This window comes from Culturomica sp., from assembly GCF_003524185.1.
In the GTDB taxonomy this organism is placed as follows: domain Bacteria; phylum Bacteroidota; class Bacteroidia; order Bacteroidales; family Marinifilaceae; genus Culturomica; species Culturomica massiliensis.
The window spans coordinates 1-20,139 of sequence record NZ_DOED01000007.1; the positions used below are offsets into that span (position 1 = coordinate 1).

General features: G+C 42.2%; 17 protein-coding genes and 1 pseudogene. 12 read left to right on the forward strand and 6 right to left on the reverse strand.

Going from position 1 to position 20,139, the window contains the following annotated elements; genetic code table 11:
- Positions 1–764: 764 nt before the first annotated feature.
- The 3 genes from DD657_RS02370 to DD657_RS02380 all read left to right on the forward strand — a co-directional run bounded on the left by DD657_RS02370 (position 765) and on the right by DD657_RS02380 (position 3,604).
- Complete coding sequence (locus DD657_RS02370; RefSeq protein ID WP_068692215.1) at positions 765–1,304, forward strand: NUDIX hydrolase; 540 nt, start codon at positions 765–767, stop codon at positions 1,302–1,304.
- A 247-nt stretch (positions 1,305–1,551) separates the two neighbouring features.
- The gene (locus DD657_RS02375) at positions 1,552–2,820 is read left to right on the forward strand and encodes a putative DNA modification/repair radical SAM protein (protein WP_287048343.1); all 1,269 of its coding nucleotides are present in this window, start codon (positions 1,552–1,554) and stop codon (positions 2,818–2,820) included.
- 19 nt (positions 2,821–2,839) lie between these two features.
- Complete coding sequence (locus DD657_RS02380; RefSeq protein WP_021987496.1) at positions 2,840–3,604, forward strand: TIGR03915 family putative DNA repair protein; 765 nt, start codon at positions 2,840–2,842, stop codon at positions 3,602–3,604.
- A gap of 51 nt (positions 3,605–3,655) precedes the next feature.
- On the opposite strand, the gene DD657_RS02385 is transcribed toward DD657_RS02380, so the two are convergent.
- The 4 genes from DD657_RS02385 to DD657_RS02400 form a co-directional block, all read right to left on the reverse strand.
- Positions 3,656–4,516, reverse strand: a complete 861-nt coding sequence (locus DD657_RS02385; protein ID WP_021987495.1) for a sigma-70 family RNA polymerase sigma factor — start codon at positions 4,514–4,516, stop codon at positions 3,656–3,658.
- A gap of 97 nt (positions 4,517–4,613) precedes the next feature.
- Positions 4,614–6,080 (reverse strand): Do family serine endopeptidase, encoded by a 1,467-nt coding sequence (locus DD657_RS02390; protein WP_021987494.1) that lies wholly within the window; start codon positions 6,078–6,080, stop codon positions 4,614–4,616.
- A gap of 359 nt (positions 6,081–6,439) precedes the next feature.
- Positions 6,440–6,871, reverse strand: coding sequence for an META domain-containing protein (locus DD657_RS02395; protein ID WP_287048344.1), 432 nt, complete (start codon positions 6,869–6,871; stop codon positions 6,440–6,442).
- 136 nt (positions 6,872–7,007) lie between these two features.
- Positions 7,008–8,243, reverse strand: a complete 1,236-nt coding sequence (locus DD657_RS02400; RefSeq protein ID WP_021987492.1) for a type IX secretion system plug protein — start codon at positions 8,241–8,243, stop codon at positions 7,008–7,010.
- Between the two features lie 122 nt (positions 8,244–8,365).
- On the opposite strand from DD657_RS02400, the gene DD657_RS02405 reads away from it, so the two are divergent.
- The 8 genes and pseudogenes from DD657_RS02405 (at position 8,366) to DD657_RS02440 (ending at position 16,648) form a co-directional block, all read left to right on the forward strand.
- On the forward strand, positions 8,366–9,721 hold the full coding sequence (locus tag DD657_RS02405) for a Na(+)-translocating NADH-quinone reductase subunit A (RefSeq protein WP_021987491.1): 1,356 nt from the start codon (positions 8,366–8,368) through the stop codon (positions 9,719–9,721).
- Positions 9,722–9,815: 94 nt separating this feature from the next.
- Entirely contained in the window at positions 9,816–10,952 is a 1,137-nt protein-coding gene (locus tag DD657_RS02410; protein ID WP_021987490.1) for an NADH:ubiquinone reductase (Na(+)-transporting) subunit B, read from the forward strand.
- 82 nt (positions 10,953–11,034) lie between these two features.
- Entirely contained in the window at positions 11,035–11,721 is a 687-nt protein-coding gene (nqrC, locus tag DD657_RS02415) for an NADH:ubiquinone reductase (Na(+)-transporting) subunit C (protein WP_273133807.1), read from the forward strand.
- A gap of 1 nt (position 11,722) precedes the next feature.
- The gene (locus DD657_RS02420) at positions 11,723–12,364 is read left to right on the forward strand and encodes an NADH:ubiquinone reductase (Na(+)-transporting) subunit D (protein ID WP_021987488.1); all 642 of its coding nucleotides are present in this window, start codon (positions 11,723–11,725) and stop codon (positions 12,362–12,364) included.
- 43 nt (positions 12,365–12,407) lie between these two features.
- Positions 12,408–13,025, forward strand: a pseudogene (gene nqrE, locus DD657_RS02425) (NADH:ubiquinone reductase (Na(+)-transporting) subunit E); the annotation flags it as partial.
- A gap of 196 nt (positions 13,026–13,221) precedes the next feature.
- Positions 13,222–14,490 (forward strand): NADH:ubiquinone reductase (Na(+)-transporting) subunit F, encoded by a 1,269-nt coding sequence (gene nqrF, locus DD657_RS02430; RefSeq protein ID WP_021987486.1) that lies wholly within the window; start codon positions 13,222–13,224, stop codon positions 14,488–14,490.
- A gap of 645 nt (positions 14,491–15,135) precedes the next feature.
- Positions 15,136–15,303 carry a hypothetical protein gene (locus DD657_RS02435; RefSeq protein WP_193617461.1) on the forward strand — a complete coding sequence of 56 codons (168 nt, stop codon included), beginning with the start codon at positions 15,136–15,138 and terminating at the stop codon, positions 15,301–15,303.
- A 151-nt stretch (positions 15,304–15,454) separates the two neighbouring features.
- Positions 15,455–16,648 (forward strand): DUF4468 domain-containing protein, encoded by a 1,194-nt coding sequence (locus tag DD657_RS02440; RefSeq protein WP_287048345.1) that lies wholly within the window; start codon positions 15,455–15,457, stop codon positions 16,646–16,648.
- A gap of 97 nt (positions 16,649–16,745) precedes the next feature.
- Here the strand turns inward: DD657_RS02440 and DD657_RS02445 are convergent, their stop codons facing one another.
- Positions 16,746–17,246 (reverse strand): hypothetical protein, encoded by a 501-nt coding sequence (locus DD657_RS02445; RefSeq protein ID WP_021987478.1) that lies wholly within the window; start codon positions 17,244–17,246, stop codon positions 16,746–16,748.
- 404 nt (positions 17,247–17,650) lie between these two features.
- On the opposite strand from DD657_RS02445, the gene glyA reads away from it, so the two are divergent.
- On the forward strand, positions 17,651–18,931 hold the full coding sequence (gene glyA / locus DD657_RS02450; protein ID WP_021987477.1) for a serine hydroxymethyltransferase: 1,281 nt from the start codon (positions 17,651–17,653) through the stop codon (positions 18,929–18,931).
- Between the two features lie 61 nt (positions 18,932–18,992).
- On the opposite strand, the gene DD657_RS02455 is transcribed toward glyA, so the two are convergent.
- Positions 18,993–20,138: a serine hydrolase domain-containing protein gene (locus tag DD657_RS02455; RefSeq protein WP_287048346.1), complete on the reverse strand. Its 1,146-nt coding sequence runs from the start codon at positions 20,136–20,138 to the stop codon at positions 18,993–18,995.
- Between the last annotated feature and the right edge of the window lies 1 nt (position 20,139).

Consider the following 20,139-nt stretch of genomic DNA (forward strand, 5'->3'; position numbering starts at 1 on the left):
TCTTCCGAACATGACTGGGACGGACTCATTGTGTAATTTTTCCGCTACAAGCATTGTCTTTACAGAAAACATAAGATATTTCAACAGAGTTCAAATAAATTTGATTCTGCATTCAACTTGCATTATCTTTGCAAAAAATTGGTTGTAGCTTTACAATATTTATACAAGTTTAGTATTGCGTTCGATTTACGCCATCTTTGTCTGACAAAACCAAAACATACATGTTTTCTTTAAAAAAATTACTACCGTCTATTTTGCTATTAGCAATTTATCTTATTGCCGATGAATTCCTGCCTCCGCTTCCTGCCCTCATCTGTCTGAGCGGCCTGGGTATCGGAGAATTTCTTTACACCCGTTTTAAGGAAAAATCGACAGACTGGCTGATTTTACTGCTAACCGTCCTATTTTGTGTGCCTGTATTATTAAATCTATACAAAATCCAAGTTTCTTCTTTAAATCTGAATACAATTATTATTGAAGCCGGACTATGGCTCTTTACAGGCATACTTGCCTTTTCAAAAGCGAATCCGCTTTCAACCCTCCCCGCTCCGGCCCGCAAAAGTATTCAATTCAGTCCGGAACAACAGCGGGCTATGAAAATGTCCCTTAAATACCTGTTCTATTTATTAAGCGGCCACCTGGTACTCATATTTTGCGCTTACTTTTTATTATCTTCCGAATTACAGACATTTATTGGGGGTCCTTTGCTCTATATTCTTATCGGTATCTTTTTACTCCTTCTATTCTGTAAAAAATACCTACAGATGAAAAAATACAACAAAGAAGAATGGCTACCTCTTGTAAATGAAAAAGGAGAAGTTACCGGAAAAGCCCCCCGTAGTATCTGTCACTCCGGTTCCCGACTGCTTCATCCGGTAGTCCATTTACAAATCATCAATGCAAAGAATGAAATTTTCCTGCAAAAAAGAAGCATGAAAAAAGACTTGCTGCCCGGTATGTGGGATACGGCTGTCGGTGGTCATATCGGTGTCAATGAAAAACTTGAAGATGCCTTAAAGCGTGAAACGTTTGAAGAGCTCGGCATCACAGAATTCGAAGCTCGTTTCAACGGTTCCTATCTTTGGGAAAGTCCCCGCGAAAAAGAATTGGTATTTTCTTTTTTCTGTACCCGTTACAACCGGATAAACATCAATAACGACGAAGTTGACGAAGGCCGGTTTTGGCCGAAAGCAGAGATCGAAGCCCATCTCGACAAAAATATTTTTACCCCCAATTTTATCTACGAATATCGGCAAATCATTGAACCACAGCTAAGAGAAGTATCGAACAGGAAAAATAAATAATCCCTGTTAATTTTTATTTCTTCGCTCACGATCTTCAATTTAATTCGTTTCTTTGTAGGTACGATTATTCTTGATTTACGATTTATGATTTTCCTTTTTTACAAGGAAGAATGGCAGGTCCAGCCAGAATCTACAATTAAAATATATCTTAATTGAAGATTTTCCCCAAAAATCGGGTTGGTTCATACGCATAATCTAAAATCGTAAATCCAAAGTCTACAATTTATATGTACATTTTCAGGAAACGATGAACGACAATATTCTCGAAAAACTCAAAATTCTTGCAGAATCGGCCAAATACGACGTTTCGTGCGCCTCCAGCGGTACGACCCGGCGCAATAAGGCCAACGGCATCGGCAATGCTACCGGCTGGGGTATCTGTCACAGTTTTGCTGAAGACGGACGTTGTATCTCTCTGCTGAAAATTATGCTGACCAACTTCTGTATATACGATTGTGCTTACTGCGTCAACCGCCGCAGTAACGACATCCCGAGAGCTACCTTTTCCGTTTCCGAACTGGTAAATCTCACTATCGAGTTTTACCGCCGCAATTATATAGAAGGTCTGTTTTTAAGCTCCGGTGTCGTGCGAAATCCGGACTATACAATGGAACGTCTGGTCCGTATCGCCAAAGACCTCCGTCTCCAATACCGCTTCAACGGTTATATCCATCTGAAAAGTATTCCGGGTGCCAGCAAAGAACTCGTCGACGAAGCCGGGCGATATGCCGACCGGTTAAGTGTAAACATAGAAATCCCCAATGAGACAAGCCTGCAAAAATTGGCTCCGGAAAAGGATTTTCCAAGTGTTTTTGCCCCTATGCGTTATATAAAGCAAGGCATATTGGAAAATCTCGAAGACCGGAAAAAATTCAGGAAAGTACCTCGTTTTGCCCCTGCCGGACAAAGTACTCAAATGATTGTCGGTGCGACTCCCGAAACGGATAGAGAAATTTTACGGTTATCCTCGGCTTTGTATCACCGCCCGACCATGAAACGGGTATATTATTCCGGTTTTGTTCCGGTAAACACTTACGACAAAAGGCTGCCGATGCTCAAACAGCCTCCGCTGGTAAGGGAAAACCGGTTGTATCAGGCGGATTGGCTGATGCGTTTTTATCAATTCAAAGCCGAAGAAATAGTCGATGACGCCTACCCGAATCTCGATTTGGAAATCGATCCCAAACTGGCCTGGGCATTGCGCCACCCTGAAAAATTTCCGGTGGATATCAATAAAGCTGAGTATGAACTGATCCTAAGAGTACCGGGTATCGGCGTAAAATCGGCCCAACTGATTATTGCTTCCCGGCGTTACGGACGAATAGGTATTTTCCAATTGAAAAAAATGGGTATCGTACTGAAAAAAGCCCAATATTTTATCACCTGTCACGAATTGCCCTTACAGACGATAAATGAAGTACATCCCGATTACATCCGGAAAATATTGACCCCAAAAACAAAGGGGAAAAAAGAAGATGACAGGCAATTAAAAATCCCTTTTGAAAATTACATATAACAATCACAGTTACTCCGCTATGACCATCTTTACCTATGATAAAAGTTTCGAAGGTTTGTTATGCGCCGTATTCGAATCTTATATTCACAAATTGAAACCGGATATACTGCTTGAGGAAGGTACCCCTCTCCCCCTATTTTATGACCGGAATATCACTATTGCAACGAACGACAGTAAAGCCGAACGGGTATGGAAAAGCCTGGAAAAAAAAGTAACTCCGGGAGGCCTTCGCATACTCCGTGCAACCTGGTTATCGGAATTAGACGGCATTGACATGCTCCTTTTCCGTTATATATGTAAAAATATCGATGCTTCCCGGTCTGTAGAAATGAATTTCGGAGATCCGGATGTACTGGAAATATCCAAAATCTGGAAAAAAGTAGATCATGAGAGAGTCCGGGCCACTCAGTTTATCCGTTTCAGCAAAACGGCAGACGATATCTTTTTCGCTGTATTCGAACCACTCTATAATGTTTTACCGTTAGTGATTCCTCATTTTACAGACCGATTCCGCGACCAAAAATGGTTAATTTACGATGTAAAAAGAAAATACGGCTACTATTACAATTTAAAAGAGGCAACGGAAGTCAGCTTTGCTGAAGAACTTCCGCATCTGTTTACAGGCAAACCGGCAGAAGAGCTACTTGCTGAAGATGAGAAACAATTTCAACGACTCTGGAAAGCTTATTTCCAGTCCATCACCATCCGCGAACGCATCAATCCTAAGCTACACCGCCAGAATATGCCGGCCCGGTTCTGGAAATTCTTACCTGAAAAGCAATAGGGTATTAAATTAAAAAAGGCACCTCCCGGCGCCTTTTTATTCTATTGAAATTTATCCTAAATAGGTCTTTAACAACTTACTGCGTGAAGAATGACGCAAACGGCGGATTGCTTTTTCTTTGATCTGACGGACCCGCTCTCGAGTCAATCCGAATTGTTCGCCGATTTCTTCCAAAGTCATTTCCTGTGTATTGATACCGAAAAACGATTTGATAATATCTCTTTCCCGTTCTGTCAATGTAGACAAAGCACGTTCTACTTCCGTAGATAAAGATTCATTGATCAGTGTACGGTCGGCTACCGGTGAATCATCGTTTACCAAAACATCCAGCAAACTGTTGTCCTCACCTTCTACAAACGGAGCATCCACAGAAATATGACGTCCGGAAACACGCAACGTATCGGCAACCTTCTCTGCCGGTAAATCCAACGTATCTGCCAACTCCTCGGGAGAAGGACGGCGTTCGTTTTCCTGTTCGAAACGGGAATAAGCCTTATTGATTTTATTCAAAGATCCCACCTGATTCAACGGCAAACGTACAATACGCGATTGTTCGGCTAAAGCTTGTAAAATCGACTGCCGGATCCACCATACTGCATAAGAAATAAACTTGAATCCCCGGGTCTCATCGAATTTCTCTGCAGCCTTGATCAATCCCAAATTACCTTCATTAATCAAATCCGGTAGACTCAGTCCTTGATTTTGATATTGCTTGGCGACGGATACCACAAAACGTAAATTAGCCCTCGTCAACTTCTCCAACGCTTTTTGATCTCCCTTCCTGATTCGTTGTGCTAATTCAACTTCCTCTTCAACCGTGATCAAGTCTTCCTTACCAATTTCTTGTAAATACTTGTCGAGGGATGCACTTTCCCTGTTGGTTATTGACTTTGTAATTTTTAGTTGTCTCATACTATATTTTTATACCACCGCAAATATTTCGCAAAGGTAGTCTTTTTTATTCATATACCAATGTCGGAAACTTGCCGATATTCAATATTAACATTTTTTAATTCAACAATGAAAACGCGAAATATTCAACCTTTCCGCGTGGACTTACCGCTGTAACAAACACGCCGTTATCTCCTACAGAACTTATCGCCCGGCTTAAATCTTCCTGATCATAAATTACATTATTGTTAATCTTGACAATGATGTATCCTTTATCCAGGCCGGCAGCTTTAAACTTACCATTTTGGATTTCTGTAATCTTTACGCCCTTATTCAGACGATAGCGATAACGGTCTTCCTTTGTCAACGGACTTACTTTTACACCCAATACACCGAATTCCTGAGCCTGTTCTAAAGCTGTATCTCCATAAGAATTCTGTAAAGTAACATCAACGAGTTTTTCCTGTCCTCCTCTCTTTATTTTCAACTGTATCTCTGACCCGGGATGATATTTTCCCAGTTGCTCATAAAATTCCGGCGTGGTTTTTACATCGATGCCATTTATTCCCTGGATAATATCTCCTTTCTTTATTCCGGCTTTCTGGGCGGCACCTCCGCTCACGACTTCCCCCACATATATACCGGACGTTTCTTTGACTCCCAGGCCCTCTGCCAATACCGGAGTCAATTCTCCCATACGGATACCCAGTACACCCCGTTGTACCTTCCCGTAATCTTTCAGGTCGGTTACAACCTTTCGCGCAATATTCACCGGTATGGCAAACGCATATCCCGAATATGCCCCAGTCGGAGATTGTATCAGGGTATTGATACCGATCAGTTCGCCTTTGGCATTCACTAAAGCACCACCGCTATTCCCCGGATTGATAGCAGCATCGGTCTGCAAAAAAGACTCCAGGCTCATCTGTCCCCGGCTCATACCGAGATCCCTGGCTTTTGCACTGATAATTCCGGCAGTCACGGTAGAGGTCAGATTATAAGGATTACCGACAGCTAACACCCATTCTCCCAAAGCAACCTCATCCGAATTTCCATACTCTACATATGCAAGATTTTTCCCGTCGATTTTCAGCAAAGCGATATCCGTAATCGGATCCTGCCCGATTAATTTGGCCTCGTATTCTTTTTTATCATTCAATACAACGACAATTTTATCAGCATCTTTAATGACATGATTATTCGTAATAATATATCCGTCATCCGAAATAATTACCCCCGAACCATATCCCATCGCCATAGGGACCTCCCGGCTTTGAGAAGGAGTTCCGAACCAAAAATCCAACAATGAATTTCCGACAAACTCTCTTCCCATCTGCATGGTTTTCACGTGTACTACTCCCGGTACTGACTTTTTGGCAGCCTCCCTTAAATCAACACTTCCGGCTCCGCCGACGGTATTTTCCGGCTCCGGCCGATAAGCAACTGATTTGATACCGGGGCCGACAATTTCATGCCGGATTTCCGGAGTAACTTGTTTATCTTTCAGGCTATCTGCAATAAAAAATGCGATAAACCCACCTGCAATTCCCAACAAAAGACTGATTACTGTTTTTTTTACATCCATATCTTCCTCATTTTAATTATTCAACTATTTACAACAAAACACGCCTTATACATCTTGCCTTCCTGTTGTACGACAATTTATGCAATATCTTTGCCAAGAGACTATTAATAAAATCTTAATTAGTAAAGCTTAACTTTGAAATGCATTTGTTAAATGTTAAAACGAAAGTTTTAGCTGTAGATTTCAGACCAAAAAATCCGATAACGAATCGGGTTGCAAGCCATTTAAAATTTACAATTTATATAAACTTAAATACGGGCCTTTTCCGGAAACAGTGCAGAGTTGTGCGTAAAACCGCAAATTAAAAAATCCTGTAAATCTTTCGGTTTACAGGATTTTTCAGTATAATCAAAAATAAACTATTCTTTTTCTTCCGTAAGAAGCTCGCCTTTAAAAACAGCCAATGCTTTTCCTTTTGAAAACAGCGTTAATGTATGCTCCTTTATTCCACAACTATCCGTACTTTCCAGCATCTTAAAAAATGCCGACTCCACCTGCATATCCGGGCAAGCCATACGGGTAGCTCCCATCTGGGAGAATTTCAATTTTGTACCATCCAATTCATAGCCACCGAAAAAACGGTTACAACCGGCCATCCCTATTGCCCTTTTATCTGTTGCGTTAAACTGAATATAAACCTGACTCCGTTCTTCCTGCAAATCCACTTTTTTCCCATCCAAGGTTTGCAATACCCATTTCATACCCGTCAGATCTACTTTCTTATCAGCCGAATCACAGGAGGTAAATCCCAAACCAATCATACCTATCAGAATTAACAATGTCTTCATCATTTTATTTTCATTTTATTATTACTGTCACTATATTATCAAAACTTATGCCAAAATGACAAAAAACAGAAAACTTTATTCACTTATTTTTTCCCAAATACTCTTTAACCGTGCTTTCAAAGAAAACTTTTCCGGGATATTAAAATCCGATTCCGTTATAAAAAACCGGTGAATAAGCGACCAATTCGTAGTAGTTCTGATTAAAATTATATAAATAACAACGTATATAATAATTATTCTGTGTCTGATAAAAATTTCCTTGCAGCGTAATCAGGTCCGGCTGTCCGGTTCCATACGGTACAACGGCAAACATATAATCGTAGTTCCCTTGCTTCACTTCAGCTTCTCCCACATACGCCTTATTTTTAAAATCATATTGCAGCTTTTGGGAAGGCAATAACTGCCAGTCTGAGAATTTGCCGTAAACATACACATCGGCCTGCGGTATCTGCTCCGGATAATATATGGCAAAATGTACCGTCACATAATCGGCTTCCAGTTCCGGATCGTTTGTATTCTCTGCCTCAATCCGGTAATTACCGTGAAGAGTCGGCAACGGAACATAATTCGTATAAACAGAAGCCGGCTGTAAAATAAAATTATATACCCCCTGTGGGCCCCGAATAACGTCTTTTACATATTGCGTATAATAAACCAAGCTGGAACACTGAAAATTACGAAATGGAGCCAATCCGTTAAATATATTATTCTGGCCGTTGCCATACACCAATTGCCCGTCACGGACAAAAGTCGGCGTAAACGCCCGCCTGCTGTGAGGATCCTGATTCTGGGTTACATATACTTTCAGATCCCGGATCGGATTGTATACCGGCAAATTATCATAGTTTACCGTAAAATTCAATTGCTGGGAAGTTTGCAAATACTGCGGGATCGTTGCTGTCGTCAGATTGGCTTGTATTGTTGCCTTGGGTTCCACCACCGAAAAACGCTGTGAAATCACAGGCGTATCTGATTGGGCATCGTTAAAAACCTGTAAAAGATAATTTCCGGACAACTTCATACTGACATTTTCATTCGGCAATGTCAACGTAAAATGCGTATAAGCAACCACCGTATTGAAAGAAGAATTATAATCTTCCAACGGATTACTGAAAAATCCGTTCAGATAGGTAAAAGGACTCAGATTCGAACTATTCCAGTCCGGATCACAATGCTGAATTTTGTAAGTATATGAATTAATATCAGGACTCAAATCATCGAATGAAAACAATAAAGGGGTAGCTCCCCCCAATTCAATGACAGGTTCTGCAAAAGGCTTACCTTCCGGATAGCACTGTACCGTCCGTATGTAATCCGGCTGGGCAAATCCCCCGGTTATAATACCACTCAAAAGCAAAAACAAAAAAAATCTCATATCCGGCAAATTTAAAATCCAATTAACGACAAAATTACGTAATAGGTTTGTATATTTGTGGCTAATTTGGAAAAATTAGACTTCAGCATCTAATATAATTAAACTATTTAATATAATATAACATGTCCAAGGTAATCAAATTAAAAAAAGGCCTTGATATAAAGTTGAACGGAGAAGCCGAAAAAACGGTTCTACAGGCAGAATCATGCGATTTATATGCTGTAAAGCCGACCGATTTCAGGACACTGACTCCCCGACTTGCTGTCAAGGTTGGTGATGTAGTAAAAGCGGGCGATGTTTTATTTACGGATAAAGCGAATCCCGAAATTAAATTCACAGCTCCGGTCAGCGGCACAATCGCTGCCGTTACGAGAGGAGAAAGGAGAAAACTGCTGGAAGTCGTCGTAAAAGCCGACGCCGAAATTACGTATAAAGATTTCGGAAAAGCAGATGTCAACTCTTTAAGCCGGGAAGAAATTATTTCCAAATTAATGGATAGCGGTGTTTGGCCGATGATCATCCAGCGCCCTTATGGAATCATCGCTAATCCGGAAATTACCCCCAAAGCAGTTTTCATTTCCACTTTCGACACAGCTCCTTTGGCTCCGGACTTCGAATTGGTACTGAAAAACGAAGAGAAAAATCTTCAGGCCGGTATCGACTGTCTGAAAAAAATCAGCGGAAAAGATGTAAATATCGGAGTGAAAGAAGGCACAACCATGAATTCCGTTTTTACCCGTTTGAAAAACACGGTGATCACTTATTTTGACGGTCCGCATCCGGCCGGAAATGTCGGTATACAAATCAATCATGTAAATCCGATCAACAAAGGAGAACATGTGTGGACGGTCAATATACAGGACCTGGCGATTATCGGACGTCTGTTTACCGAAGGGTATTTCGACGCACAAAAAATCATTGCATTGACCGGTTCCGAAGTAAAAAAACCGATTTATTACCATACGATCTTAGGGGCTAAAGTAGCATGCCTGACGGAAGGCAATCTGAAAAATCAGGTGCACCAGCGTATCATTTCCGGAAACGTATTGACCGGAGAGAAGGTTACTTCTGACAACTTCATCGGTTACTATGCCAACCAGATTACAGTTATACCGGAAGGCGACTGTTATGAATTCTTGGGTTGGGCAACTCCCGGATTCAACAAGTTTTCAGCTTCCAAGCTATTTCCTTCATTTCTTTTCCCGAACAAGCATTATTCACTCGACGCAAATTACCACGGAGAAAGAAGGGCTTTTGTTGTATCCGGACAATATGAAAAAGTACTACCGATGGATATTCTGCCCGTATACCTGTTAAAAGCCGTTTTAGCCGGTGATATTGACAATATGGAGCAATTGGGTATCTACGAAGTACTTCCCGAAGATATGGCTTTGTGTGAATTTGTCTGCACGTCCAAAACTCCGGTACAGAAAATTCTCGAGCAAGGTATTGAACTGATGATGAAAGAAACCAACTAAATTGACGATTGATGATTGACGATTTACGATTTATCATACAAAAATTTTAATCGTAAATCAAAAATCGTAAATCAAAAATCAAAAAATAATAAAAATGAATTGTTTAAGGAATTTCTTAGATAAGCAAAAACCCAAATTCGAAAAAGGAGGGAAATTACAAAAATTCCACTCTGTTTTTACGGGTTTCGAGTCTTTTCTTTTTGTGCCGAACCGCACAACGACCTCCGGGGCTCATATCCGTGACGCTGTCGATCTGAAAAGAACGATGATTGTTGTCGTTATGGCTTTGATACCGGCCTTATTATTCGGTATCTACAACGTCGGATACCAGCATTTCAACGCATTAGGTCTGTTGGGAGAAACCGGTATGTGGCAACTGTTCTTCTACGGATTATGGAAGGTGTTGCCGATGATTATCGTTTCCTACGTTGTCGGTTTAGGAATTGAATTTGCTGTGGCCCAGGTAAAAGGGCATGAAATCAACGAAGGTTTTCTGGTTTCAGGGCTGTTGATTCCGATGATTATGCCGGTGGAAGCTCCTCTGTGGATGGTTGCTTTATCAACGGCTTTTGCCGTTATTATCGGTAAAGAAATTTTCGGCGGAACAGGAATGAATATCTGGAATCCGGCCTTGCTGGCCCGGGCCTTTTTCTTCTTTTCCTACCCGTCTATGATTTCCGGTGACCAGGTATGGATTGCCAGCGATACGGCCGACGCCATCTCTCAGGCTACACCGCTGGCTCAGATGGCATTGGGACAACCGTTAAGCTATAGCACAGCCGACATGTTCTGGGGCCTCATCCCGGGTTCTATCGGAGAAACATCGACCTTTTGTGTATTACTCGGTGCAATTCTGTTGCTCATGACCAATGTTGCCAGTTGGCGGACCATGTTGTCGGTATTTGCAGGAGGTTTCTTAATGGCTTGGGCATTCCAGTCGATTTCAGGTGTCGAAGCTTACCAGCAATTGCTGATGGGAGGTTTCGCCTTCGGAGCCGTATTTATGGCTACAGACCCGGTAACCTCTGCTCAAACCAATACAGGTAAATACATTTACGGATTACTCATCGGTGCTATGGCTATCATTATCCGCTGCATCAACCCCGGGTATCCGGAAGGTATGATGTTGGCGATATTACTGATGAATACCTTTGCTCCGCTGATCGACTGGCTTGTCGTACAATCCAACATTAAACGCCGGTTAAAGAGAGCTAAAGCCATTGTAAATTGACGATTGATGATTGACGATTGACGATTAATTTTCTTTCGTAAATCTAAAATCTAAAATCTAAAATCTAAAATTGAAATAAATTATGAATAGACAAGGAAATACATATACATTCCTGTATTCAGTAGTTCTGGTAGTAGTCGTTGCAGCATTACTATCCGTGATATCTCTTTCTCTGCAACCGCGCCAAAACGAAAATAAGCAAAACGAAAAGAGACAGAATATTCTGAGTGCAATCCACATTTCCTCTACGGCAGAAAATTCAGCCGAATTGTTCGACAAATACATCAAAGAGCAATTTATTGTGAATGCAGAAGGGAAAAAAGTAGAAGGCAATGCTTTCAATGTAAGCATTGCGACACAATACAATCTTCCGGTTGAAAAAAGGGAATTACCGGTTTTTGTAGCGGAGATCGAGGGGGCGGTCAAATACATATTACCGATATACGGTGCCGGTCTTTGGGGCCCCATCTGGGGATATATCTCGTTGGATGCCAATAAAGACAACATCTACGGTACGTTCTTTGACCACCAGGGCGAAACGCCGGGCTTGGGTGCTGAAATTACAACACCGCAATTCAACAATCAATTTCAGAACAAGCAGGTATTTTCCGGTGATCAACTGGTAGGTATAGCTGTCGTTAAAGGCGGTAATGCTACCGGTACACACGAAGTAGATGCCATTTCAGGCGGTACGATTACCTCCAAAGGAGTGGAGAAAATGCTTAAAAATTACTTAACCTATTACGAACCGTTTTTAAAACAAAAATAAAATGAGCGCATTATTTTCAGCTAAGAACCGGGAATTTCTGCTCGGTCCTCTGAGTAAGAACAATCCGGTAATCGTACAGGTGCTTGGTATCTGTTCTGCTCTTGCCGTTACAGCCAAGCTGGAGCCCGCTATCGTGATGGGACTTTCAGTAACCGCCGTAACTGCTTTCGCAAATGTGATTCTTTCTTTATTGAGAAATACGATTCCTACACGTATCCGTATCATCGTACAATTGGTCGTTGTGGCCGCTCTGGTAATCATTGTTGACCAGTTACTGAAAGCTTTTGCTTACGAAGTCAGCAAACAGCTTTCCGTATATGTCGGACTGATCATTACCAACTGTATCATCATGGGACGTATCGAAGCTTTTGCTTTGGCAAACAAACCCTGGCCTTCCCTTTTGGACGGCATCGGTAACGGATTGGGATATGGTATCATTCTGGTAATCGTAGCCTTTTTCCGCGAATTATTCGGCTCCGGCACCCTTTACGGTTTCCGCATCATTCCTGAATCATGGTACGTAAAAAACGGTGGTTTCTATGCCAACAACGGTTTGATGATCATGCCGGCCATGGCATTGATCCTGGTCGGCCTGATCATTTGGGTACACCGTTCCAGAAATAAGGAGTTAATAGAAAAATAAAGTCTGTCGACTTATTTACGTTATTTAAAGAAGACACTGAAACATGGAAAATCTATTAAACATATTCGTCCGTTCGATCTTCATCGACAATATGATCTTCGCCTATTTCTTAGGTATGTGTTCATATCTGGCCGTTTCGAAGACCGTGAAAACCTCTTTCGGACTGGGTATAGCAGTTATATTCGTTTTGTTTATCACTGTTCCGGTCAACTACCTGTTGGATAATTTCGTATTGAAACCCGGTGCTTTACAATGGCTGTTGGGCGAACAGGCTGCAGGAATCGATCTGAGCTTCCTGAGCTTTATCATGTTCATCGCCATCATTGCAGCAATGGTACAATTGGTTGAAATGGTCGTTGAGAAATTCGCTCCGGCCTTATACAATCAATTGGGTATATTCCTACCCTTGATTGCAGTAAACTGCGCCATTATGGGTGCGTCTTTGTTTATGCAACAGCGCAACTATGCCAATGTACTCGAAGCAACGACTTTCGGATTAGGTTCCGGTATAGGCTGGCTGCTCGCTATCGTATGTATTGCTGCTATCCGCGAAAAACTGAAATATTCCAATATCCCGGCTCCGTTACGCGGCATCGGTATCACATTTATCATTACCGGTTTAATGGCGATCTCTTTTATGAGTTTCCTGGGTATCGACCTGGACAAAATGAAAGCAGAATCTGCCCAAACCGAAACGGCACAAATCCTACCGGCAACCGCTCCGGAGAATGAATCTGTTACGGGGAATGACGAAGCAAATGCAAATACAGGCACTGTGGAGACACCTTCATCGGAAACAGAAAGCACTGCTGAAGCGGAATAATCTTAAAATTTAAAATCTAAAATTTAAAATCAAGATGATACTTTTAGCAATAAATACAACAATCATTACTGCCGGGATTGTAGTATTCCTGATCGTAACCCTGATTCTGGTGGGCATGCTTCTATTTGCCAAGGCTAAACTGACAGCAAAAGGAGACGTACAAGTCAGCATCAATAACGGTGAACGGGTAATTACTACAGAACCGGGAAGTTCTTTGCTCTCGACATTGGGAGCACAAAAAATATTCCTGCCTTCGGCTTGCGGAGGAAAAGGTTCCTGCGGTATGTGTAAATGCCAGGTTTTATCCGGAGCAGGAAGCATTCTGCCGACAGAAACCGGTTTTTTCTCTTACAAACAGCAACACGACGACTGGCGTCTGGCCTGTCAGGTAAAAGTGAAGGAAAACATAGAAATGCGTATACCTGAGGCTGTATTGGGTATCAAGAAATGGGAATGCACCGTCGTTTCCAACCGGAATATCTCGACCTTCCTGAAAGAATTTGTTGTAAAATTACCGGAAGGGGAAAACCTGAAATTCAAATCCGGAGGTTATATTCAAATTGACGTTCCGGCTATCGACGTGGATTTCAAAGACATGGACATTGATGCCAGGTACAAAGGCGACTGGGAACGGATGAAGATGTTCGATTTGAAAATGCGTAACCCGGAACCGACCTACCGCGCTTATTCAATGGCCAACTCTCCGGCAGAAGGCAATATCATTATGCTGAACATCCGTATCGCCACTCCTCCGATCGACCGGGCCACAAAAACGTTCATGCCTGTCAATCCCGGAGTTTGCTCGTCATACATCTTTACCCGCAAACCGGGTGACAAAGTAACGATTTCCGGACCTTACGGTGAGTTCTTCCTCCGCGAAACCGACAATGAAATGATGTTTATCGGCGGTGGTGCGGGTATGGCTCCGATGCGTTCACATATTTTCAATCTTTTCCACACCATGCACACCAAACGGAAAGTTTCTTTCTGGTACGGTGCCCGTGCTTTACAGGAAGCCCCCTATGTGGATGAATTCAACAAAATACAAGAAGAAAACCCGAATTTCCATTGGACGCTGGCCCTCGACAGACCGGATCCGGAAGCCGATGCCGCCGGCGTAGCTTATAAACCCGGGTTCGTGCATCAGGTGATTTTTGAGAACTACCTCAAAAACCACGAAAATCCGGAAGATATTGAATACTACCTCTGTGGACCTCCTATGATGATTGCAGCAGTTACCAAAATGCTGTACGATCTGGGAGTACCCGACGAGAACGTCATGTACGATAACTTCGGAGGTTGATAAAAAGGAACTGAGTTCCATTTTTGATGTAGAAAATCGTGATAAAATGTATTTTTTATCACGATTTTTCTTTCCTACCAAACATTTTCTTCTCCGATATACGCCGATTTGCGAGAGATTCAAAATTCAATCCCTCATCTTAATATGATTGATAATCTACATAATCGACGTTAACGAAAGAGGCAGAATCATCTGCCGTCAAATGTCAACGTTGTTATTTGACGGCTACTTGAAAAAGGAACATATGCCTGCAGGTCCACTTATCCCGGAATAAAACGGAACGGTGCCCCTCATCCGTTTTGGAAGCCCTGCAACATACAAAAAAAGACTTGAAAATCTGACTGATGCATTGGTTAAAATTGATAAAGACCTCCATATCCGGCAGGCAGGCAGATAGAAAACTGCACAACAAATTAATTTTTCTTCTTTTAAATTTGCATATTACATATTTTTCTCAGTATATTGTACAAACAGCATCTGAAAGAAGATCATTTTATTTGATCGTTATTCATTTCAACTGTTAATACAATTACTTTAGCAGGAAAAGTCTCGGTTGGCAAACAGTTGGCGGAGCAATATTAGTTTCAACGTGCCATAGCAAAGGTTGGCAAATGGCTACTAAACTTTTTTAAACAAGTTATGACGATGACAAAAGAAGAAATCATTTCTATAATCGTAAGTTCTGTGCTTGCTGGAATTTTTGCCCCACCTATGGGCAAGAAATTGGTTGATTGGTTAAATAAGAAAGCAGAGCAAAGAAAACAAAAAAAACAGAATAGAAATCAGGGACAGGATACTCACAATAGAAAGTGAGTCATTACCCCTTTAAACAATAAAAGAGGGAAATCCCGGTATCCTCTCCCCACCCGCTTTTCCATAAATATAAACATATTTTATAGCTCCGGAAAGGCTTAAATTCATTTACACCTGTTATCTTTGCCTAATCAGCAATTTAAATAACACCATGAAAAGAATGATTTATTTCCTCGCGGCTTTTGTGTGCCTCCCACTATGCCTTCTGGCTCAAGACGATAGTAAATATCTGGCAGGTGCCGTTCCCGTTGTCAACGGCAAAGTCGTTTTCACCAAAACCATATCCGTTCCCGGCCTGTCGCAAGACGAAATTTTCAAGCGCATACAACAATGGACCAGCGAGCGGTTTGTTACCGATAAAGAACAAAAAGGCAGAATATTATATTCGGATCAGACAAAAGGGGATATCGCCTGCTGGGGAGAAGAATACCTCACTTTCAACAAAGCAGCTCTTTCTTTGGACAGAACGCTCATTACCTACCAGATGATCATCACCTGCGAGCCCGGGGAATGTAACTTAAAAATTACGGCTATTCGCTACAGCTACAATGTTGCCAATAAGAACGAACCGGAAAAATACATGGCCGAAGAACTTATTACAGATGAATACACCCTGAATAAAAACAAAGATAAACTGATCCGTAAAACCGGCAAATTCAGAACCCACACCATCGATATGGTCGATCAGCTATTTACGGATGCAGCCGCTGTTCTGACCGCAGGGCAACCCTCCACAGCACCGGCAACTACACCGCCGGCAATAACCACTCCAAAACCGGAAACTCCGGCTTCACAACTGACAGCCCATATTCCGACAGCAGCGGCAACAAGCGGAGCATTGCAAGGCTACCGTCAAATCGCTCCGGATAAAATCCCCGGAAATATAATCAAAATGCTTTCCGAAGACTGGATGCTGATCACTGCAGGTAACGACAGCCGTTTCAATATGATGACAGCCAGTTGGGGAGGTTTGGGACATTTATACAACAAACCCGTAAGCATTTGCTTCATTAATCCTGCCCGTTATACCTATCAGTTGATGGAATCCGGAGATACCTATACTCTTAGTTTCTATACCGAAGCCTACCGGGATGCCTTGAACTATTGCGGTCACAATTCCGGTAAAGACGGCGATAAGGTAAAGGCAGCCGGCCTTACCCCCATCACCACGCCTTCCGGAGCCAAAGCCTTCTCCGAGGCCTGGCTTATCCTCGAATGCAAAAAACTGGTATCCCAGTCACTAATCCCCGAAGCCCTCACCGATCCGACCCTAAAAACACAATGGAGCGGCAAACCCATGCACAAAATGTACATCGGCGAAATCCTGAACGTATGGGTGAAATAATATAATCTCTACCTTCAAATAGGATATTTTTGTAAAGAAAACACCCCTTAAAAAAAGCATGCTCTTTTTAAGGGGTGTTCATTTTTACTAACCGGAATCAACGCATAGCTTTCAGATTCAGCGCATACAAAATGATAAAAACGACGGTAAATAAGGCCGAGAATAGCATTCCCATAACGACAATCATCGAAAAGCCGGCAAAATAGGGTACAACGAAAAGCAGCAGCAATTGAGCGACAGTATAAATATAAAATCCGATACGACGAAGGGAAAACATCAGAATAGCTCCGCATAAACTCAATAAAGAAAGTACCAGACTAATTACAGCTATGGACTTTGCATGCATCATCGTCGCCTGCATAACCTCCTGCGATGAACTCAAGATACCGGAAAGAAAAGAAGTTCCGGCTCCGGATTCCATATTATCCATCATAGTATTGAGCTGCTCGGTCTGAGCACTCACATCCACCAGATTTGTAAACAAAAGACTAAATAATTGGGATAGTACGCCCCAACCGCTACCGATAAAGGTTAAAATACACAATACGGTCAAAAATGTAGGCCGCTTCAATTGATTTGTTTCAAAAGGATTTTCCATAATTTCTTATTTTTATTACTACAAAAATAAAGAAAAAAAGGAAAGATGTATAAGGGAAACTAAAAACCTCATAATTTTCTCTTTCAGGTAATTCGAAATACAGTCTGTAGATTTTAAATCAAAACCACAATTTTTGCGGATTTTCAGATCGTCAGATTTCCCATAGATCAAAAGTTTCAGTGATCGTTTACACCCCAAATCAACATTGACAAATGACTCCGATCGTTAATTAAAAATGAATCTGCAGTATCTGTAAAATCTGCGGATCCGATCGTAAATGAATTCCGGAATATCCGAATCGGGAACCTGAGATTCAAACGTTTTCAGAATTCCTCCGGAAAATTTGTTAAGTCCGAATGAAACCTCTACATTTGAGAAAAATTTCTACAAATTTAATAGCAGTTATGAAAAGAGATACAGTAATATTTGATCTGATTGAAAAAGAATGCCATCGCCAAAAAGAAGGTATTGAGTTGATTGCTTCAGAAAATTTTGTCAGTGAAGAAGTAATGCAGGCTATGGGGTCCTGCCTGACCAACAAATATGCAGAAGGTTATCCCGGAGCCCGTTATTACGGCGGTTGTCAAATTGTAGACCAGACAGAACAGTTGGCTATTGACCGGGCTTGCAAATTATTCGGAGCCGAATATGCAAACGTTCAACCGCATTCCGGCGCACAGGCTAATGCAGCTGTTTTCTTCGCCTGTATGAAACCGGGCGATACTTTTTTGGGTTTGGATTTAGCTCACGGAGGTCACCTGTCACACGGTTCTCCCGTTAACCTTTCGGGTATCAACTACAAACCCGTTCCTTATCATGTAAAAGAGGAAACCGGCAGGGTTGATTATGACGAAATGGAAAAACTGGCCTTGGAACATCAGCCCAAAATGATCGTTTGCGGAGCTTCTGCCTATTCCAGAGACTGGGATTACAAACGCATGCGTGAAATCGCCGACAAAGTAAATGCTTTATTGATGTGCGATATGTCCCATCCGGCCGGTTTAATCGCCAAAGGCTTGTTGAACAACCCGTTTGAATATTGTCACATCATAACGACCACGACTCACAAAACATTGCGGGGACCGCGCGGAGGAATGATTCTTCTGCCCAAAGATTTCCCGAACCCATGGGGACAAACAACACCGAAAGGCGAAATCAAAATGATGTCACAAGTACTCAATTTTGCCGTATTCCCGGGACAACAAGGCGGTCCGCTGGAACATGTCATTGCTGCCAAAGCCGTTGCCTTTGAAGAAGCTCTTTCTGATTCATATACCGAATATGCTGTACAGATGCAAAAGAATGCCAAAGCTATGGCTCAGGCTTTCATTGACAAAGGATACAAAGTTGTTTCAGGCGGCACTGACAATCATTGCATGCTGATCGATTTACGTACAAAATTCCCGGAATTAACCGGTAAAAAGGCTGAAAATACATTGGTAAAAGCCGATATTACCATCAACAAGAATATGGTACCGTTTGACAGCCGTTCTCCGTTCCAGACATCCGGTATACGCGTCGGCACACCTGCTATTACAACCCGCGGACTGAAAGAAGCCGATATGACTGTAATTGTAGATATGATCGACCGGATCCTGTCGAACATCGACGATGAGAATGTCATTGCACAAGTAAAGAAAGAAGTGAACGCCATGATGAATCCACGTCCGATGTTTGCCTGGTAAGCATCAAAATTAAAAATAAAAAACCGAAGGTTCAGCCTTCGGTTTTTTTATATCACATTTTTTATTTCAAGATTTTAAAAGCAATATCGAGATAACGGTCCAGATCGATTGTCTTTTCCCGGTTATACTCATCGCTCCGCTTATGTCCCAAACGAACAACGATGGCATTTTTCTGTGGGATAGCAAAAATATACTGCCCCCCTAATCCCCGAAATGCAGGGAATTGCATTCCTTTATAATGCACAATCCATATCTGAAAGCCGTAATAATCCAACGCCCCGTCCCCGAACTCATTTTCCAGATAGGCAGCCGGAGCCATCGCTTCCGCCATATAAGCTTCAGAAACCAATTGACGCCCATTCCAATTCCCGTTATGCAACATCAAACGGGCAAAACGAGCCACATCCCGGGCCGTCGTATTAAAGCAGCAATAAGATTTTTCATCTCCTCCCTTCTTATCCAAATTCCACAAGGCATCGTTGCAGGCCTGCATCGGTTTCCAAAGTTTCTCCTGTGCATAATCACTGATCGTACGGCCGGTGGCCGCTTCCAAAACAAACGATAAAAGCTGGGTATCCCCGCTCTTATATGAATACTGCTTTCCCGGTTCCGTTTCCGGCTCGAGTCCCATAACCAACTCCCGTATATTGTCCCCGTAATAGGCCTGCGTCGTCTTGGAAAAAAGAGCCGTATAAGCCTCGTCCCAATTTAAACCCGAACTCATCGTCAATAAATTACGCACCGTAATCCTGGATTTTTCACCTTGCTGAAATTCCGGCAGATACTTACCGACCGGATCATCCAGACTTTTGATATACCCTTCATCGCAGGCGACCCCGATCAACAACCCCACAATACTTTTCGTCGCGGAAAAAATATTCGATAAGGTTTGAGGAGTCCAGTCTTCCCGGTATTCCTCATACAAAATACTGTCATTTTGTATAACCAGAAAAGCCACGGTTTTCAACTCGTCGAGATAAGCATTATCGGCACTGTCCAAAACATAGGTGTTACAATCCGGAGCAACCGGCCATTCCCAGCATGTATCCGGTTTTTCAACCGTATGAGAAGCAAACAGATAGGTATCGGAAATATCCGGATACCAATGAATCAATGCCTCCCGCATATAGGTAGGCATACCTAAAAAGAACAGGGCGATCAGTACCAATATGGCCGAACTGATCCGCAACCGCTTTCTGCTCATCATA

Coding starts and splice junctions, on each gene's coding strand:
- DD657_RS02370 (WP_068692215.1), top strand. CDS start 765: ATGAAAAAATACAACAAAGAAGAATGGCTACCTCTTGTAAATGAAAAA.
- DD657_RS02375 (WP_287048343.1), top strand. CDS start 1,552: ATGAACGACAATATTCTCGAAAAACTCAAAATTCTTGCAGAATCGGCC.
- DD657_RS02380 (WP_021987496.1), top strand. CDS start 2,840: ATGACCATCTTTACCTATGATAAAAGTTTCGAAGGTTTGTTATGCGCC.
- DD657_RS02385 (WP_021987495.1), bottom strand. CDS start 4,516: ATGAGACAACTAAAAATTACAAAGTCAATAACCAACAGGGAAAGTGCA.
- DD657_RS02390 (WP_021987494.1), bottom strand. CDS start 6,080: ATGGATGTAAAAAAAACAGTAATCAGTCTTTTGTTGGGAATTGCAGGT.
- DD657_RS02395 (WP_287048344.1), bottom strand. CDS start 6,871: ATGATGAAGACATTGTTAATTCTGATAGGTATGATTGGTTTGGGATTT.
- DD657_RS02400 (WP_021987492.1), bottom strand. CDS start 8,243: ATGAGATTTTTTTTGTTTTTGCTTTTGAGTGGTATTATAACCGGGGGA.
- DD657_RS02405 (WP_021987491.1), top strand. CDS start 8,366: ATGTCCAAGGTAATCAAATTAAAAAAAGGCCTTGATATAAAGTTGAAC.
- DD657_RS02410 (WP_021987490.1), top strand. CDS start 9,816: ATGAATTGTTTAAGGAATTTCTTAGATAAGCAAAAACCCAAATTCGAA.
- nqrC (WP_273133807.1), top strand. CDS start 11,035: ATGAATAGACAAGGAAATACATATACATTCCTGTATTCAGTAGTTCTG.
- DD657_RS02420 (WP_021987488.1), top strand. CDS start 11,723: ATGAGCGCATTATTTTCAGCTAAGAACCGGGAATTTCTGCTCGGTCCT.
- nqrF (WP_021987486.1), top strand. CDS start 13,222: ATGATACTTTTAGCAATAAATACAACAATCATTACTGCCGGGATTGTA.
- DD657_RS02435 (WP_193617461.1), top strand. CDS start 15,136: ATGACAAAAGAAGAAATCATTTCTATAATCGTAAGTTCTGTGCTTGCT.
- DD657_RS02440 (WP_287048345.1), top strand. CDS start 15,455: ATGAAAAGAATGATTTATTTCCTCGCGGCTTTTGTGTGCCTCCCACTA.
- DD657_RS02445 (WP_021987478.1), bottom strand. CDS start 17,246: ATGGAAAATCCTTTTGAAACAAATCAATTGAAGCGGCCTACATTTTTG.
- glyA (WP_021987477.1), top strand. CDS start 17,651: ATGAAAAGAGATACAGTAATATTTGATCTGATTGAAAAAGAATGCCAT.
- DD657_RS02455 (WP_287048346.1), bottom strand. CDS start 20,138: ATGATGAGCAGAAAGCGGTTGCGGATCAGTTCGGCCATATTGGTACTG.